The sequence below is a fragment of the Geomonas sp. Red276 genome, assembly GCF_054784495.1.
In genome coordinates this window covers 67,187-83,573 of record NZ_BLXW01000007.1, presented here as the reverse complement: position 1 = coordinate 83,573, position 16,387 = coordinate 67,187, and the positions used below count along the sequence as shown (strand labels likewise).

At 62.8% G+C, this 16,387-nt stretch carries 14 protein-coding genes; 9 read left to right on the top strand and 5 right to left on the bottom strand.

From position 1 onward, the window contains the following. The first annotated feature begins 215 nt into the window (after positions 1 to 215). The 5 genes from ACYVL5_RS06975 (at position 216) to ACYVL5_RS06955 (ending at position 4,933) form a co-directional block, all read left to right on the top strand. Positions 216 to 842, top strand: coding sequence for a hypothetical protein (locus ACYVL5_RS06975; protein WP_460594833.1), 627 nt, complete (start codon positions 216 to 218; stop codon positions 840 to 842). 94 nt (positions 843 to 936) lie between these two features. Beyond that, positions 937 to 1,281, top strand: coding sequence for a cytochrome c3 family protein (locus ACYVL5_RS06970; protein ID WP_460594832.1), 345 nt, complete (start codon positions 937 to 939; stop codon positions 1,279 to 1,281). 196 nt (positions 1,282 to 1,477) lie between these two features. Then, positions 1,478 to 1,981, top strand: coding sequence for a cytochrome P460 family protein (locus tag ACYVL5_RS06965; RefSeq protein WP_460594831.1), 504 nt, complete (start codon positions 1,478 to 1,480; stop codon positions 1,979 to 1,981). Between the two features lie 407 nt (positions 1,982 to 2,388). Further along, entirely contained in the window at positions 2,389 to 4,284 is a 1,896-nt protein-coding gene (locus ACYVL5_RS06960) for a methyl-accepting chemotaxis protein (protein ID WP_460594830.1), read from the top strand. Positions 4,285 to 4,456: 172 nt separating this feature from the next. Beyond that, positions 4,457 to 4,933: a putative molybdenum carrier protein gene (locus ACYVL5_RS06955; protein ID WP_460594829.1), complete on the top strand. Its 477-nt coding sequence runs from the start codon at positions 4,457 to 4,459 to the stop codon at positions 4,931 to 4,933. Positions 4,934 to 4,961: 28 nt separating this feature from the next. Here the strand turns inward: ACYVL5_RS06955 and ACYVL5_RS06950 are convergent, their stop codons facing one another. Continuing rightward, a complete protein-coding gene (locus tag ACYVL5_RS06950) occupies positions 4,962 to 5,837 on the bottom strand; it encodes a GGDEF domain-containing protein (RefSeq protein ID WP_460594828.1) in 876 nt (291 codons plus the stop codon). Between the two features lie 403 nt (positions 5,838 to 6,240). Between ACYVL5_RS06950 and ACYVL5_RS06945 the strand changes: the two genes are divergently transcribed. Together ACYVL5_RS06945 and ACYVL5_RS06940 are read left to right on the top strand one after the other, a co-directional pair. After that, the gene (locus tag ACYVL5_RS06945; protein ID WP_460594827.1) at positions 6,241 to 6,456 is read left to right on the top strand and encodes a hypothetical protein; all 216 of its coding nucleotides are present in this window, start codon (positions 6,241 to 6,243) and stop codon (positions 6,454 to 6,456) included. A 62-nt stretch (positions 6,457 to 6,518) separates the two neighbouring features. After that, complete coding sequence (locus ACYVL5_RS06940) at positions 6,519 to 6,848, top strand: STAS domain-containing protein (RefSeq protein ID WP_460594826.1); 330 nt, start codon at positions 6,519 to 6,521, stop codon at positions 6,846 to 6,848. Between the two features lie 37 nt (positions 6,849 to 6,885). Here ACYVL5_RS06940 and ACYVL5_RS06935 read toward each other — a convergent pair whose 3' ends face one another. Continuing rightward, on the bottom strand, positions 6,886 to 7,971 hold the full coding sequence (locus ACYVL5_RS06935; RefSeq protein WP_460594825.1) for a hypothetical protein: 1,086 nt from the start codon (positions 7,969 to 7,971) through the stop codon (positions 6,886 to 6,888). Positions 7,972 to 8,379: 408 nt separating this feature from the next. Then, the gene (locus ACYVL5_RS06930; protein ID WP_460594824.1) at positions 8,380 to 11,373 is read right to left on the bottom strand and encodes a PAS domain S-box protein; all 2,994 of its coding nucleotides are present in this window, start codon (positions 11,371 to 11,373) and stop codon (positions 8,380 to 8,382) included. Between the two features lie 445 nt (positions 11,374 to 11,818). On the opposite strand from ACYVL5_RS06930, the gene ruvB reads away from it, so the two are divergent. Then, positions 11,819 to 12,832 carry a Holliday junction branch migration DNA helicase RuvB gene (gene ruvB, locus ACYVL5_RS06925; protein WP_460594823.1) on the top strand — a complete coding sequence of 338 codons (1,014 nt, stop codon included), beginning with the start codon at positions 11,819 to 11,821 and terminating at the stop codon, positions 12,830 to 12,832. Further along, a complete protein-coding gene (locus tag ACYVL5_RS06920; protein ID WP_460594822.1) occupies positions 12,833 to 13,543 on the top strand; it encodes a DnaA/Hda family protein in 711 nt (236 codons plus the stop codon). It abuts the gene before it with no gap. A gap of 64 nt (positions 13,544 to 13,607) precedes the next feature. On the opposite strand, the gene ACYVL5_RS06915 is transcribed toward ACYVL5_RS06920, so the two are convergent. Together ACYVL5_RS06915 and ACYVL5_RS06910 are read right to left on the bottom strand one after the other, a co-directional pair. Continuing rightward, positions 13,608 to 15,506, bottom strand: coding sequence for an ABC-F family ATP-binding cassette domain-containing protein (locus ACYVL5_RS06915; protein WP_460594821.1), 1,899 nt, complete (start codon positions 15,504 to 15,506; stop codon positions 13,608 to 13,610). A gap of 151 nt (positions 15,507 to 15,657) precedes the next feature. Further along, complete coding sequence (locus ACYVL5_RS06910) at positions 15,658 to 16,155, bottom strand: LEA/WHy family protein (RefSeq protein WP_460594820.1); 498 nt, start codon at positions 16,153 to 16,155, stop codon at positions 15,658 to 15,660. Between the last annotated feature and the right edge of the window lie 232 nt (positions 16,156 to 16,387).

Below are 16,387 nucleotides of genomic sequence, written 5' to 3'. Positions count from 1 at the left end.
GCAACGGGAGGGAGGGGGGCCGGGGAAATCGCCGTCAAACCGACCGACAGAGCGTCGGCTCTCCTTACAGGTCTCTAACGGTAGTCACCGCCCCCGCCATCCGCCCCCGGCGCAAAAAAGCGAACAACTCCCGCCCCCTGGGGCGGTCCAGCCTTCCCCCTCCCCGCTGGCATCCTCCGTGAAAGAGTCCCCTGGATACCCATGGGAGCGATGCCATGACAATTGCGAGATACGGCATTCCGTCTGCTGCCCCACGGGCTCGCCACGCCCTGAAGCGTATTGCGCTCATCGGCGCCCTCTGCGTCCTCTGCTCCTGCGGAGGGGGCCCGACCCCACCCGCCGCCGTGGTGGAGGCCGATCCCCCCTCGCAGACCGTAACGCCACCCGATGCTTTCACCATCACCGGCGGCACCTATGCCATCAGGGAAGCGAACTTCCTGGCGGCCACCCGTTCCCCAGAGGGGATCGTCCTCCGAGCCGGTATCGCCTCAAGCCTGACCGACCCCGCGTTCCGGACGGTGGCGAGGATCGACATCCTGACCCCGCAGGCGCTTCTCCCCGGCACCAGCTACCAGCTTGCCGCCCTTCCCGCCGAGCGCCCCGCCTTTCCCGGCGCCTTCTACCTCTTCAACGGCCAACAGTCGACCCTTCTGCAAACCGTCGGCGGAGCCATCACCTTCAACTCCTTCGGCACCGACAGCGGCGACAGGATCTCCGGCACCTTCACCGCCACCATACAGGACGGCTACGACCTCACCCTCTCCGGCCCGACCTACACCATCGCCGGCACCTTCCGCTTCACCCTCGACACCGCCGGCCCCGTCCCCTCCAACGATCAATGACCTTTCCGGCCGCGTCTCCCCCCTCTGCACTGGATCTGGACAACCAACTCGCAGGAGTTAAAATTGTCTCAGCGCGTAATGGAGGAGTGCCAAGATGAGACATATTCTCTTAGCCGTGTTAGTTCTGTCACTCACCGGTGCGTCTGTGAGCTTTTCCGCCGACACCACCCCCAATCGGGGCCCGGAGATCATCAGGTTCCACATGGGGGATCTGACACTCCCGTTCAGACACTGGGGTCACCAAAGGCTCGTCAATAACCAGTGTTCCTCCTGTCACGCTTCCACTCCCGGCAAGATCGACAACTGGGGAAAGGACGTCGCCCACGCGCTCTGCATTCCCTGTCACGAGACCAGTCACCGCGGCCCCACCGAGTGCAAGGAATGCCACCAGACCACGGTCTCGATCAAGCAGTTCGCCCCCGCCACCGACCCCCACTAGCCGCGGAGGCCTCTCCCATCGCACATACGCGAGGGGCGCAGGTGACTGATACCCTGCGCCCTTCGCGTATCCGGCCATCGAAAACCACCCTTCGAATTCTATGATACTCTTGAGTACGCTTTGTGAAAGACACTGCACCGGGATTTGTACAGACAGAGGAGACTTTGGACAGTTTCTGAGAGAAAAGGAGACGACTGTGAGATTGTATCTGAGTGTACTGTTGGTAGCCCTGATCGTGATCCCTTCAGCCGCCCTGGCCGTTAACGGTAACGGTCCCGTAGCACCCAATGGCATAGGCCTTTTCAAGGATTACCGGATGTGGCAGGTGATCGCGCCTTCCTACCGGGAGGACAAGCAGCAGATCCGCCTGATCCTCGGCAATCCCATTGCCGTCCAGGCCATGCGGAACAAGGTACGGCCGATGCCGGACGGGGCCGTCCTCTGCAAGATCGCCTGGTCGGCCAAAAAGCATCCGCAATTCCCGGTGGCGACGGTACCGGAGAACTTCGCCCAGGTCGAGTTCATGGTCAAGGATTCGGCGAGGTACAAGGCGACCGGCGGCTGGGGATTCGCCCGCTTCGTCGGCCCGAAGTACCAGCCTTACGGAAAGGACGCCAGTTTCGTCCAGGAGTGCTTCGGCTGCCACACCCCGGTGAAGGGGAACGACTATCTCTTCACCGGCTACGCCGCCGTCCCGTGACGTCCTGAAACACCCCCTCCTCCCGGCAACCTACGACCACAGCCGCTAGGCCCACCGGAATGACAGCCGCTCATTCCGTTGGGCTTAGCCTTAGGTACCCTCTCGTTGTCATCCTGATCCCCCCACGACGTAATCTTCAACCGCTCCGGAAACAGTCCCGGCAATACCCGACCCGCCATGCTCTTTCACCGCAGAGTATTTGGGAACGTTAAAGAGCTGGTAATCGGCAAAAATTGCGCTGACGGTGAAATAATTTTCAAGTCACCCTCTTCCTATGTCGATATACATCCCGGTAAGTCCCTTCCGCCTTCACCTCCGGACCTGCAGTGACATTCACACGTCACCTTTCTTCTATTGAACTGTTTCCAAAGATCTTCACTAACCAAGGTGGTCCGGAGGATAAGGGTATGAAGTTGAACAGTATCAGGGCGAAGCTTACGGCAGCCATCGTGGTGGCCATGGTAGCCACGGTGGTTATTTTGGGAGCGGTCAACTACTGGATCACCAAGGGGCTTTGGGTCGGCGAAACCAAGGAAGGGCTGAGGGCGCTGGCGGTTCACAATGCGGAGAAGCTCAACCTTTGGCTGGAAATCCGCAGGGGTGAGGTGGCCCAACTGGCGGCCTCGCCGCTCCTCGTCGGCGGCAACGATCAGACAAGAGTGGAGTATCTCAAGAACGAGAACAAGCGGAACCCGGCCTACGCCTTCCTCTTCGTGACCGACGCCGACGGAAACGCCATCCTGACCACCGGTGACAAGATCAACGTCGCCGACCGCCCCTACTTCAAGGAGGCCAAGGACGGCAAGGTGGTGGTATCCGACCCGGTACGCTCCAAGGTCGACGGCAAACAGGTAGTGGTGGTGGCTGCCCCCATCACCCGCAACGGCCAGTTCGGCGGCGTGGTGGCCGCGACGGTCAGCCTGGAAGACATGATCAAGATGGCGGGAAAAATTAAGCCCGGTGCCACGGGTTACGCCTACGTGGTGCAAAAGAACGGCCTGACCATCGTCCATCCCTCCGAAAAGCTCGTCATGAAGCATAACCTCCTCGAAGACGCCAAGGTCGGAAGCGACCTCAAAGCCATCGTCGGGAAGATGGTCGCCGGCGAGTCGGGTATCGGCACCTATAGCTTCCAGGGGGTCAAAAAGTACTGTTCGTATGCCCCCATTGCCGGGCCGGGTTGGAGTCTGGGAGTGACCGTCCCGGTCCACGAGGTGACGAGCAAGCTCAACGGGGTGCTGCTGGTGACCCTGGTGGCCCTCATGGTAGCCGTCGCCGCGGCGGCCGTCTTCTCCATCCTCATTGCGGGTACCTTTACCAAGCCGCTGCTCGCCATGAACGTTCTCATGGAGGAGCTTGCCGGCGGGGACCTGACCAAGCGCCTGGACGTGAATTCCAAGGACGAGCTGGGCGAAACCAGCCGGCATTTGAACAGCTTCGTGGACAGGATGCAGGGAAGCATCGCCCAGGTAGCGCAGACCTCCTCCCACCTTTTCCAGGCGGCGACCAAGGTGAAGAGCGCCGCGGGCGGCATGGCCGACGGGGCGGACCGGGCCTCCGCCCAGGTCGGCACGGTGGCCACCGCGGGCGAGGAGATGGCGTCCACCTCCTGCGACATCGCCCACAACTGCCAGCTCGCCTCCGAAGGGGCGCGGGAGGCCCACGAAGTCGCCCTGGCGGGAGCGCGGGTGGTGGAGGAAACCATCTCCGTCATGAAGAACATCACCGACCGGGTGAAGGGGACCGCCGCCGCGGTCGGAAGCCTCGGAGCCCGCTCCGATCAGATCGGCGCCATCGTGGGGACCATCGAGGATATCGCCGATCAGACCAACCTGCTGGCCTTGAACGCCGCCATCGAGGCCGCCCGGGCGGGAGAGCAGGGACGGGGATTCGCCGTGGTGGCGGACGAAGTGAGGGCGCTGGCGGAGCGGACCACCAAGGCTACCCGCGAAATCGGCGAGATGATCAAGGCGATCCAGAAAGAGACCGGCGACGCGGTGACCGCCATGGAGGAGGGGGTTACCGAGGTCGCCCGCGGGTCAGAGAAGGCGGCCGGCTCCGGGAAGGCGCTGGAGGAGATCCTCGAGAAGATAGCCGCCGTCACCAGCCAGGTCCAGATGGTGGCCGTCGCGGCCGAGGAACAGACGGCGACCACCTCCGAGATCAGCGCCAATATGCAGCGGATCACCGAGATCATCGGCGATACCACCAGTGGCGCCCGCCAATCCGCCTCTGCCGCCGCCGAGCTGCACGGCAGCGCCGACGAGCTCCAGCGCCTGGTTCGCCAGTTCAGGATCGGCTGACGCCCGCCCCTTCCCGCGACATTGCGAGACACCCTCCCCTCAACCTGCCACCGCAGACGCTAACCCCCCGGAATGACAACCGCTCATTCCGGGGGGTAGTTGCCTTTCCCAATTTTTTTGACATACTTGCCGCTATTCTTTCCCGTGCGAGCGGGGGATCGAGGGGTCATTCATGCTCAGAGAAGTCATCTCCGGAGGGCAGACCGGCGTGGACCGGGCCGGACTGGACGCCGCGGCGGCGAACGGATTGGCGACCGGCGGGTATTGCCCGAAAGGGAGACTCGCTGAAGACGGCACCATTCCGCCCCACTACCACCTCACGGAAATGGAGTCGGCTGCCTACATCATCCGGACCGAGAAGAACGTCGTGGAAAGCGACGGCACCCTGATACTGAACATCGGGGACGTGACGGAAGGGACCAAGGCCACCCACGAGTTCGCCCTGAAGCACGGGAGACCGGACCTCATCGTCCAGTTGGACGCGCCGGAGCTCATCACCCCGGGGGAGGTCGCCCAGTGGATAGAGGAAAACGAGATCGGCACCTTGAACGTCGCCGGGCCCCGCGAGTCCAAATACCCCGGCGGGATCTACTCGGCGGCTCTCCATTTCCTCGAAGAGGTCTTCGGGATGCTCAGGGGTAAGGGGTAGGCGAGGGGATGCGGGGGGGCCGAACGGGTCAGCAGCAGCCTGCGCGATAGTCGGCGAACTGGACGTCGTTCTTCCCGGAATTCTTCACGCGGTACATGAGACCGTCGGCCTGGCTGATGATATCGTCCAGGCTCCCTCCGGCTCCGGCGCAGCTTACCGCGCCGACGCTGACCGAGACCGGCAGGTCGTCGGCACGGAACATCGCAGCCAGGGCCGCCTGCACCTTCCGGATCACCACCTGGGCGCTCAGTTGGTCGGTCCCGGGTAGAAAGATCACGAACTCGTCCCCCCCAAGCCTCCCAATGACGTCCGATTTGCGCAGTTGCATCTTCAGACAGCTCGTCACCGACTGCAGCAGGCGGTCACCGGCCCGGTGCCCGAGGGTGTCGTTGACCGTCTTGAAATGATCGATGTCCAGATAGGCAACCGTGAACGGGGTGTTGGAACGCTGCAGCGCCGGCACCTCGTACTCCATCAGCTCCAGGACACCGCGGTGGTTGAAGACGCCGGTCAGGGGATCGATCCGCGACATCCGGGCGTCCGCCGTCCAGTTCTTGTAAATCCAGGAGACAATCGACATCACCACCCAGAAGGTGGCCAGGGTGGAGACCATGTTCCAAACGGTGGCGTAGTAATCGTGGGTGAACTCGAGTTGGGTGGCGGAGAAAAAGTAGATGCATGCCAGGATGACGAGCCCCGCCCTCCGGGGACCGGCGAACCAGGTCGTGAAGCAGATCGGGAAGAGGTACAGGAAGAGAAAAAGGTACTGTGGTGGGGTGGTGAGGTCCAGAGTTCCGACCGCCATCGCTATCGTCAGCCCGAAAAGCAGGTTGCTGTTCTTACTCCTGCGGCCGAAGAACGCATTGCTCGATGCTATCACACGGTCGAATAATCTCTGCGCCATATATCGTTATCCTTCAAAAAGACTAGGATTCTTTATGTCATAAGAGCAAGACCCCTTCTTATTGGCTGAAGACATCACATTTACGCCCTTTCTGCTGTTCTTATCCCATAAAACGAATTAATTGGCAATATTTGAAATCATATTACCATGTCCTGAATTGAGTACGTCACGTCCCCATTCTTCCAGCACGGTACCAAAAGATAAATATCTCAACAAAGATAAGCAAGCCGGCTAAAGCTTTCTCACTCACGAACTGGCCCAACACAGTATCCGTGCAAACGTGTGCCTGATGCGGGCAGACCCTTTGACATCGAGAGATTGAGGGATACAGTTACAGGAATTCCCCGTCCACGATGCCGTCGAAGAAAACGCCCCCGCCGAGGTGCTAGGAAGGCCCGGGAGCGTGATCCGCCTCGCCTACACCCGCAAGGACGGGTTGAAGTACCGCAGCCTCATCCACGCCTGCCCGGCCGGAAACTGGCTCTATCGGGTGGTCCACGTGGCGCCGGCCCGCTACTCCTTCGACAAGGACCTGCCGGCCGTGCAGAACATGATGAAGACCTTCTGCGTCCATCCGGTGCGAACCGGCGGCCGGGCGGCAGTAAGCCGGTCCCCGTAGCAAAAGCGGGGCGCCCTTTTTGTCTCAAGTCCGGCCGCGATAAGACCGAGAAGTAGTCAGCAGTGTATGAGGCGGTTGGCGTTACTGTGTCAAGGAAGGGGGATCCGGTGGAAAGAAAATCGGTTGTGTGCACTCATCTGCAGGGAGACTGGTCGAGCTCCGGGATAGGAAGACAACTCATTCCGCTGTCAGAGCTCTCAACGAGGTTGGGGAAGGAAACCAGGGAAGTCCATCTTGATTGCAGTGGCATAGAGAAGATCGATCGAAGCGGCATCGAGGCACTCTACAGCTGCCTTCACCGTCTGCAGACACGCGGTTATCAGCCCCGGCTGGTAGCCGTACCCCAGGTGGTCCGGGATTTCCGGCATTTTCAGGAGTTGCTGGAAGTCTGACCGTGCACCGGCGAGGGGAATTTCCCCTCGCCTTTCGCTATTTTGCCACCGGATAGAACATGTACGATCCGAAGAGGTTGTCCCTCCAGACCTGGAAGGTGGCGGGTCCCGTGTAGTTGTCGTCGAGGGCGGGGCCCGTGATGGAAAAGGTCGCCGGCTGCGCGCTGCTGGAGGTCGATGAATTCCAGCTGGCGGTCGTGGTGTAGGTCTTCGATATCTTCAGGTGGTTACTCACGAAGTAGGTGAAATCGACCGGCCCGTCCACGTAGCAGTCGACGCTGTAGTTGTACTTCGCCAGTTGCTTCCGAGAGGAGGCGTTGCGGGGGGTGACCGTAAAGGTCTGGGTATCGGGCCCGTAGGTGAAGGTGCTGCCGCCGCTGGTCGTCTGGAGGTCGTAGCGGTAGCCGTCGTCGCTGGCCGGGTCGTACTCCCCGGATGTGAAGGGGTCGGCCGCCAGGATGGCCGCGTAGTCGTCGGCGGTGAGCCCCCCGACGGTGGTGTCCCAGCTCCGGGCCAGCAGCGCGGCGGCTGCGGCAGGGATCCGGCTCGGCTCCTTTAACTGGGAAACGCGCAGGGCGACGATGTCGGGAAAGGGGGACGATGCGCTGTCCTCCTCCCGGTTGGCATATCCGTCCCAGCGTATGCTCGACGACCCGCTGATGGTCAGCTTGGCCGCCGGGTTGAGCCAGACGAAGATGATGTCGCTGTCGTGATCGATCCCCTGGGGGGCGTCCTCGCCGGAGCGGGTGAGACCGCTGTTTCCCTCCATCATCAGCCCGAAGGCCGCCGTGTAGGCGGTGTCGATCGACTGGGTGTAGTTACCGAGGCTCGCATCGAAGATGGCGCCCCCCGTGCTGACGCTGACCGGGTCGGAGAACGACTGGCGGTTGAGCGAGCTGGAGCCGAGGAGCCGGCCGTCGACGGGATACCGGACGTAGCTTGCGCTTCCCGGAGGGGCATAGAGGATGCCGACGATGAGATACTTGGGGTAGATGTAGCCGGTAAGCTGGGTGGTGGTGTTGGTTCCTGCCGGTGATGGTTGTTTCGAGTTTTCGGGAGAGGACAACGCGCCGCAGCCGGCAATCAGCAAAGCGGCCAGGAAAACCGACGTCGTTTTCAACATGCAAGCCTCCGCAGTCACTACTCATCACAATAAAAAGAAGCATCCCTTCTACCAATCCCGCTTGCTGATCCAACAACCGTACCAATGCCTCCCACGCATCCCGAAACGCCGGGTCCTGTTATAGATCAACGAGTTGGCCGCCGGACCCAAATATCACTCTAAGATGACAAGGTGTGAATTTTTTTACACTCCCCTTCCCGCCGGCATTTTTTCGCCCATAAAATAAACACTTACAATAAAATGTAAAATTTTTCACACTGTCCACTTTTTTACAGTCAAAGGCGCTTCACCGCCCATCCTCTAAAACAGAACGGGGATTAACGGCTCTGAATCGGGCACGGCGTTCTGACTGAGGTGCAAATAAAGGAAGAAGGAACAGCAGGGACGGCGGGAGGGCAGGTTGAATGTTCAGCGGTGGTCGAGGAGCTCGCGCACCCGGGATAAGAGTACCTGGTGGAGAATGGGCTTTTTGAGATAGAGACAGTGCTCGTCGTAAAAGTCAGCGGGAAGCTCGTTGTTGTAGCCGCTCATCAGGATGGCGGGGAGATCCGGGCGGACCCGGCGGATCTCCTGGTACAGCTCGGCGCCGCTTCTTCTCGGCATGACGACATCGGTGAGCAGGAGGTCGATCCTCCCCGGCTCCTCCTGGAACCGGTTCCAACCTTCCATGCCGTCGGCCGCCTCGATGACCGAATAGCCGCTTTTTTGCAGCATCATCCTGAACATGGTCCGGATGGTGTCGTCGTCCTCGACCAGCAGCACCGTCTCGCTCCCCGTCACCGGCTCGGGGTTCTCGGTGGCGGCTTCCATTATCTTCCTCGCCGTCACCAGCGGGAAGTAGAGGGAGAAGCTGGTTCCCCGGCCGGGGCGGCTGTCGACGGCAATCCCCCCCTGGTGGTACTTGGTGATGTTGTAGACCATGGCGAGGCCGAGGCCGGTCCCCTTTCCAACCTCCTTGGTGGAGAAGAACGGCTCGAAGATCCTCTCCAAGGTCCCTTCGTCCATACCGGTCCCGGTATCCTCCACCACCAGCAGGGCATGCCCTCCCGGCGCCTCGAGCCCGAGGAGGCTCGCCTTTTTTGGCTCGACATCGATGCGGCCCGTCGCGATCCTGATGGTCCCCTTCCCCCCGATGGCATCCCGGGCGTTGGCCACCAGGTTCATCACCACCTGCTCGATCTCGCCGCCGTTGGCCATGATCCAGAGATCCCCCTCGCAACGGGCGAGTGAGAACTCCACCGATTCGGGAACCAGCTTGGTAAGGAGGCTCTCCGCCTCGCCAAGGATGCGGTTCAGGTCGACCGGCTCCTTGTTGCCGCCGCTTCGTTTCCTGCTGTAGGTAAGGAGGCTCCGGATCAGCTTGGCCCCCTTGGAGGAGGCCACCAGGACCTGGTTCACCATGTAGCAAAGCGATTCCTGCCCGGCCCCGAGCTCCCGGGCGAGCTCCGCGTAGCCGGTGATCGCGGTGAGGATGTTGTTGAAGTCGTGGGCAATCCCCCCGGCGAGGGTGCCGATCGCCTCCATCTTCTGGGACTGGCGCAGCTGCTGTTCCAGGTGGGCCCGGGTCTCCTCGGCGGCGACCTGGTCGGTGATGTCCCGGGTGATGCCGATGAGGAGCTGGCGCCCGCAGAACTCGAAGCCGCTCGAGGTGACCTCCACCGGGAGCACCGTCCCGTCCCTGCGCCGCTCTCCCGCGATCAGCCGGGCGAAACCGCCCCGGGCCGCCCGGTCGAAGAAGAGCGGAAGGAGGGGGACGTCCTGGGGCGAGGCGATGTCCCGGATCTGCATCCGGAGGAGCTCGTCCCGGCTGTAGCCCAGGCGGGAACAGGCGGCCTGGTTCACCTCCACGATGGTGCCGGTCTCGTCGTGGACGAAGACGGCATCGGTGATGCTGTCGAAGAGCGTCCGGAACATCTTCTCGGACTGGTCGAGCTTCTCGATGATCCTCTTTTGCTCGGTGATGTCGAGCAGGCAGCCGATCTCTCCCCCGAGGGATCCGTCGAGCTCCGGGAAGGGCGCGCGATAGTGGATGACGTCGTGGCAGGTACCGTCGAAACCGACGAAGGTTCCCTGGCAGGTCTCCACCCCCTCCCGGCCTCGCCCCCCTTCCGCGGGCGGGGTGCCGGTGGCCGGCCGGAAAGGGACCACCGCCGAGACGGGGTGCCCCACCACGTCGTCGCTGCCAAGGCCGACCCAGCGGAGAAAGCTGCTGTTGCAGCCGATGCAGTTGCCCTTGGCATCGCCGTAGTAGGTCGGAACCGGGATGGTTTCCATGACGATCCGCTGGAAGCCGATCTGCCGGTTGAGCTCCTTGCGCTGCCGGTCGAGCTGGGAGAGCATGGTGTTGAAATGGGCGACCAGGCTCCCCACCTCGTCATCGGTGGTGACCGGGATCTCCTCCTCGAGCCCCGAGGTGGCGGAGACCCGGGTGATGTGCCCGTAGAGGTCGTAGAAGAGGTTGACGCTTTTCCTCATCAGGGAAACCGCGACGAGATTGGCGGCCAAAAGGACCGCACCGATGGTTAACAGGTTGGCGAGGATGGCCTTCCAAAGCGACGCGTAGTAAGGGGTGAGATCGCGGTAGGAGGCGAGGAAGCCGACCCGTTTGCCGGAGGCGTCCTTCAAAGGAGAGAGCCCGACCGCCACGGTCTGGCGACGGGTGGTGGCGATGGTGACGCCGGGGCGGTTGGCGGCGCCGGTGAGTTGTGGGGCCAGGGCCAGGGCGAGGCCGGGATCGGTGGGGTAGAGAATCCCGGCCCGGGCGGCGGCCTCGGTGGTCACCCGCGGGGGAAGCTTCTTGAGGAGATTCATGTCGAGCAAGAGGGCGAAGTTGTTGCCCCCCATCCTTTTCATGCGCTCGAAGACGGTGTTGAACTCCTCGCCGACCTCGATGAACCCGAGGAGCTTCCCCTTCACATACACCGGGCCCACCGCCCTCACCGAGAAGAAGTTTTTCCCCTCCTCTATGCCGGTCGTTATCTGGAGGGTGGAGCGGGCCTTGAGGAAGGTCACCCGCTGCAGACGGTCGCGGTCCTCTTCCGGCTTGTGGACCCGCAGGATGACGGTCCCGTCCGGGGCGATGAAGTAGAGGTGGGTAATGCCGAGGTCGCGGCGCAGCTCGGAGAGAATCGGGGTGCCGGCGGCGAGCAGGGTTTCCTTGTCGCGGCGAGCCAGCGCCCGGGCCAGCGCTTCCGCGTGGGTAAGGCCGTAGATGGTGCCGGACAGCCCCTTCTCGTCCCCCTGCACGACTTCGCGGAAAACCTTGTACTGGCTGTCGGGAAACCCCTTGAGCTCCTCGTTGAGCAGGGAGATCCCGCGGTGATAGACCACGGCCCCGGTCAGGAAGGTGGTCAGTATGAAGAAGACCACGATGGTGAGTGTCAGTTTGGATTTTATCGACATGCTCGGGCCGCTCTGCGGTTGCGGCGGCTCGCTTAAGACAGTGAGCCGTCATCTCCTGCACCGGGAGGATCCGAAATACCGGGGAAGAAGAAGTCTCCCCCCGTCTCCTCCATTGAAGGATGAAGCTATGCGACAGTCAGAATCTCTCACGAAACGTGGGCGGGACCAAGTTAGACAATTCCGTAGAGAGCCTAATCCATTGAAGCAAAAACGCGGCGGCAGTCAAAAATAATTCCTGCTAACAATAGCAGCGGCCTATGCCAGTTTCAATTCAAAACGGCATGGCATCGCTCCTCTCAAAAGACCATGGGAAGGCATCGCTTCCCGCGCGAGACAGAGCCCTCCCCACCCTGCCGGGAAGGGCGAATGCCTTGACCTTTACCGCCAACTGTTATACCTTGACGCGTCCTCGATGATCCCCGATAACCCCTCGTTTGGAAAAGGCATGACCCGTATCATCACCGCCGACAAGACTGAAGACGATCTCCTCGAAGCGACGCTGCGCCCCCGGGCGCTCTCGGACTACGTCGGGCAGGAGAAGGCCAAGGGGAACCTGGGGCTTTTCATCGACGCCGCCCGCGGCCGGGGCGAGGCCCTCGACCACGTGCTCCTCTACGGCCCCCCGGGGCTCGGCAAGACCACGCTGGCCAACATCATCGCCTGCGAGATGGGGGTGAACATCAAGTCCACCTCGGGGCCGGTCATCGAGCGCCCGGGCGACCTGGCCGCCATCCTGACCAACCTGGAGCCGCACGACGTCCTCTTCATCGACGAGATCCACCGCCTCTCGCACGTGGTGGAGGAGATCCTCTACCCGGCCATGGAGGACTTCCAGCTCGACATCATCATCGGCCAGGGGCCGAGCGCCCGCACCATCAAGCTCGACCTCCCGAAGTTCACCCTGGTCGGGGCCACCACCCGGGCAGGGCTCCTCTCCTCGCCGTTGCGCGACCGCTTCGGGGTCATCTCCCGGCTCGAGTTCTACACCCACGACGAGCTCGCCTTCATCGTCACCCGCTCCGCCCGCATCTTCGGAATGGCCATCGATCCGGACGGCGCCCTGGAGCTCGCCCGTAGAAGCCGCGGGACGCCGAGGATCGCCAACCGCCTGCTGCGCCGCGTGCGCGACTTCGCCCAGGTGCGCGCCGGCGGCGTCATCACCCGGGAAGTGGCCGACCAGGCGCTCGAGCTCCTGGAGATCGACGAGATGGGGTTCGATCCCATGGACCGCGCGATCCTCCTGACCATCATCGACAAGTTCGGCGGCGGCCCGGTGGGGCTCGACACCATCGCCGCGGCCATCAGCGAGGAGAGCGACACCATCGAGGACGTCTACGAGCCGTTCCTGATCCAGAACGGTTTCCTCAACCGCACCCCGAGGGGACGGGTGGCCACCGCCGCCGCCTATCAGCACTTCGGGAGGGTGGCACCCGAACCGCCCCAGGGAAGACTGTTCTAGATGCAGCTCATCTTCGATTTCCCCGTCATCCCCCGCTTCAGCTTCGAGAACTTCGTGGTCTGCAGCGGCAACAACACCGCCTACCGCTTCGCCCGCAAACTGGTCGAGGACGGAGGAGAAAACCTCCTCTACGTCCACGGTCCGGAAGGGTCGGGGAAGACCCACCTCCTCACCGCCCTCGCCAACGCCATCGACGGGAGATACTTCAGTTTCCGGGATGCCGCCTCCCTCTACGGCGAGGCGCAGCCCGGCGAGGGGAGCTCAAGGCTGGCGGAATACTTCGAGGAGGCCCGGGCGCTGATCCTCGACGACCTGCACCTGCTGCCGGACAGCCAGGAGGCGCGGGTCGAGGTGTGGGAGCTCTTCAACGCCTACTACACGACGGGGAGAAAGATCGCCATCTCCGGGCTGATGCCCCCCAAGGAGCTGCCGCACCTGGACGGGCACCTGACCAGCCGGCTCTTGTGGGGACTGGTGGCGAGGATGGATGTCTCGGATGACGAATCGAGAAGGATGATCCTGAAGAAGCTGGCCGAAGACCGGCAGATGGCGCTCCCGGCCGAGGTGATCGACCAGATGCTGTTGACGGTGCGAAGGGACATCCCCTCGCTGGTGTGGGCGCTGGAGAACATCAACCGCTACTCCATCTCCACCATGAGGAAGATCACCACCAGGCTCGCCAAGGAGGCACTGGGGGTTGCGAGGGACTAGGGGAGCTACCGTAGGGTGGGCACCCTGAGCCCACGCGGGTAAGACAGCGACGGGAGGCGGCTTTTTAGCCGCCTTTTTTCGTCTCCAGCTCCTCCCAGCGGGCGTAGGCGGTGGCGAGCTCGGACTCCAAACGGCCGTAGTCGGCGGTGATGGCCGCTATGCCGCCGGCTACGCTCGCATAGCAGGAGGGATCCGCCAGCATGGCCTGCACCCTGGCGAATTCATCCTCCATCCCGGCGATCTTCACCTCCACCTGCTCGAGCTCGATCTTCTCCTTGTAGCTCAGCCCCTTCTTCGGCTTTTCGACCGCCGGGGCCTGGGCCTCGCGCTTCTCCGCCCGGGCGGGGGCCGCGGCAGCCTTGGCGGCCGCTTCCTTGCGCTCGCGGTACTCGGTGTAGTTCCCCTCGTAGAAGGTCACCACCCCGTTCCCCTCGAAGGCCAGCACCCCGGTCGCCACCTTGTCCAGGAAGAAACGGTCGTGGGTGACCATCAGGACACAGCCGGGGAAGGCGGCGATGGAGGCGTCCAACAGCTGCAGGGTCGGGATGTCGAGGTCGTTGGTCGGCTCGTCCAGGACCAGCATGTTGGAATCCTGCAGCATCAGCCTCGCCAGGATCAGCCGGCTCTTCTCGCCACCGGAAAGGCTTCCCACCGGACGCCGCCGGTCGTCGGGGGCGAAGAGGAAATCCTCCAGGTAGCCTATCTTGTGCCGCTTCTCTCCCCGGCAGGTGACGTAGTCCCCCTCCCCGAAGAAATCGTAGATGGTCTGGTTGGGATCGAGCACCTCGCGCAGCTGGTCGAAATAGGAGATCTTGGTCTTCTTCCCCAGCACCACGCGGCCCGAGTCGGGCTCCTCCTCCCCCATGATCATCCTGATCAGCGTGGTCTTGCCGCAGCCGTTGGGGCCGATGACGCCGATCCGGTCCCCCTTCTTCATGCCGAAGGTGACGCTCTTGATGAGCTGCCGATCGCCGTACCCCTTGCCGACCTTGTCCAGCTCCAGGATGGTCCCCCCCAACCCCTCGTCGGTGGAGAAGCCGATCTTCAGCTCGCGGCGGCCGGGACCGGAGACGCTCTCCTCCAGGTCGTAAAAGCGGTCGATCCTCGCCTTCTGCTTGGTGGTGCGGGCGGCGGGGCCCCGGCGCATCCAGTCGGTCTCGATCCGGAGGAGATTGAGGAGCTTGGCCCTTCTCGCCGTCTCGTTCATCAGCTTGGCTTCCCGCTGCTCCAGGTAAAGGGTGTACCCGCCCTGGTAGGAGGTGAGGTTCCCCATCTCCAGCTCGAGCATCCGGTTCACCACCTGGTCGAGGAAGTAGCGGTCGTGGGTGATCAGCATGACGGCGCCGGGATAGGCCTTCAGGTGCTCCTGGAGCCACTGCGTGGTATCGGCGTCCAGGTGGTTGGTCGGCTCGTCGAGGAGAAGGAGGTCGGGGGCCTGCAGAAGGAGCCTGGCGAGCGCCACGCGGCGCTTGGTTCCGCCGGAGAGGGTGCCGATGCGCTGGTGGGGATCGGGGAGCTGGAGGTGGGTCATCATCTCCGAGACCCGGTGGTCGGTGTTCCAGCCGCCGTGGTGCTCGATCCAGACGGTGAGCTCCCCCTGGCGGACCAGGAGGCGGTCCATGTCCGAAGGGTTCGACGACATCCGCTCGGCGATCTCGTTGAAGGCGGCCATGGCCTTCCTGATCTCGGTGAGCCCCTTTTCGATCTCGGCGGCCACCGTGGAGTCGTCGTCGAGGATCGGGTCCTGGCTCAGGTAGCCGACCGAGGCGCCCCGTTTCATGGCGATGGAGCCGCCGTCGCGGTCCTCTACTCCGGCCAGGATGGTGAGCAGGGTGGATTTGCCGGCACCGTTGGCCCCGATCAGCCCGACCCGCTCGTCCTCGCCGACGGCAAAGGTGACGTTGTCCATGAGGACCCGGGGACCGAAACTTTTCGAGAGGTTGGTTATGTCGACTACGTTCATTGCAGCTCCAAATGATTGATTACCCGTCAGACAGGGGACAGGGGGCCTCTATTCTACCCTCGCCCCCTTGGGGGTGGCCGCAGGCCGCACGTATACCCTCGCCCCTTTAGGGGAGAGGGTGGTCGAAGGCCGGGTGAGGGCGCTTTTCAGCCTACCGGAAGAGGTCGCCCAGCCGGTTCAGAAAGTTCGAGGGACGAAAGGACTTCGGGATGGCGTAGGTGCCGGTCTGGTTGACCGGGATGGTGGTCTGGCCGACCAGGGTGTCCACATCGAGCCCGGCGGAGAGCTGATAGGGGATGCGGTCCGCGTCGGGCGCCTTTTTCAGGATCTCCACCAGGTCGCCGTAGGCCACCCGGATCGGGATCCGGAACTCGGTCTCCACGTCGGAAGGAAACTTCACCTCTTCCCGTGCCCCCCCCTTGGCCAGCGGGAGCGCCATCACCTTCAGGTCGTAGCTGTACCCCTTCAGCTTCAGGTCGTAGAAGTTGGGGTTGGTCACCGCCAAAAGGAGCTCCATCCCGAGCCCCCCCGGATCGAGGCTCGTCACCGTCAGGCTCTTGACCGTAACGGTGGGCGCCTTCACGAACAGCGAGCAGCCGCTGAGCCCCAGCAGGCTAAGCAGTATGAACAGCAGGACGGTCTTCTTCACGTGTTCTCCGTAATGCCCGGTTCAGCCTCGCGCCACCAGGCCGGGGCACCTTGGTGTCGGCTCCCCGGGCCTCGCGTTATATACAAGGGGCGGAGGTGGGGGAGGTTTTAAAATCTGCCCTCACCCGGCCTTCGGCCACCCTCTCCCCCAACGAGGGCGAGGGTATGAGTATACAAAGGTGGGGAGATTCGTTAATAGAAAAAGGGCGGGTTCCTCATGGAAACCCGCCCAC

What these genes read in the sequence shown, in the direction of transcription:
- ACYVL5_RS06975 (WP_460594833.1), top strand. Translation starts at nt 216, where the DNA reads ATGACAATTGCGAGATACGGCATTCCGTCTGCTGCCCCACGGGCTCGC.
- ACYVL5_RS06970 (WP_460594832.1), top strand. Translation starts at nt 937, where the DNA reads ATGAGACATATTCTCTTAGCCGTGTTAGTTCTGTCACTCACCGGTGCG.
- ACYVL5_RS06960 (WP_460594830.1), top strand. Translation starts at nt 2,389, where the DNA reads ATGAAGTTGAACAGTATCAGGGCGAAGCTTACGGCAGCCATCGTGGTG.
- ACYVL5_RS06955 (WP_460594829.1), top strand. Translation starts at nt 4,457, where the DNA reads ATGCTCAGAGAAGTCATCTCCGGAGGGCAGACCGGCGTGGACCGGGCC.
- ACYVL5_RS06950 (WP_460594828.1), bottom strand. Translation starts at nt 5,837, where the DNA reads ATGGCGCAGAGATTATTCGACCGTGTGATAGCATCGAGCAATGCGTTC.
- ACYVL5_RS06935 (WP_460594825.1), bottom strand. Translation starts at nt 7,971, where the DNA reads ATGTTGAAAACGACGTCGGTTTTCCTGGCCGCTTTGCTGATTGCCGGC.
- ACYVL5_RS06930 (WP_460594824.1), bottom strand. Translation starts at nt 11,373, where the DNA reads ATGTCGATAAAATCCAAACTGACACTCACCATCGTGGTCTTCTTCATA.
- ruvB (WP_460594823.1), top strand. Translation starts at nt 11,819, where the DNA reads ATGACCCGTATCATCACCGCCGACAAGACTGAAGACGATCTCCTCGAA.
- ACYVL5_RS06920 (WP_460594822.1), top strand. Translation starts at nt 12,833, where the DNA reads ATGCAGCTCATCTTCGATTTCCCCGTCATCCCCCGCTTCAGCTTCGAG.
- ACYVL5_RS06915 (WP_460594821.1), bottom strand. Translation starts at nt 15,506, where the DNA reads ATGAACGTAGTCGACATAACCAACCTCTCGAAAAGTTTCGGTCCCCGG.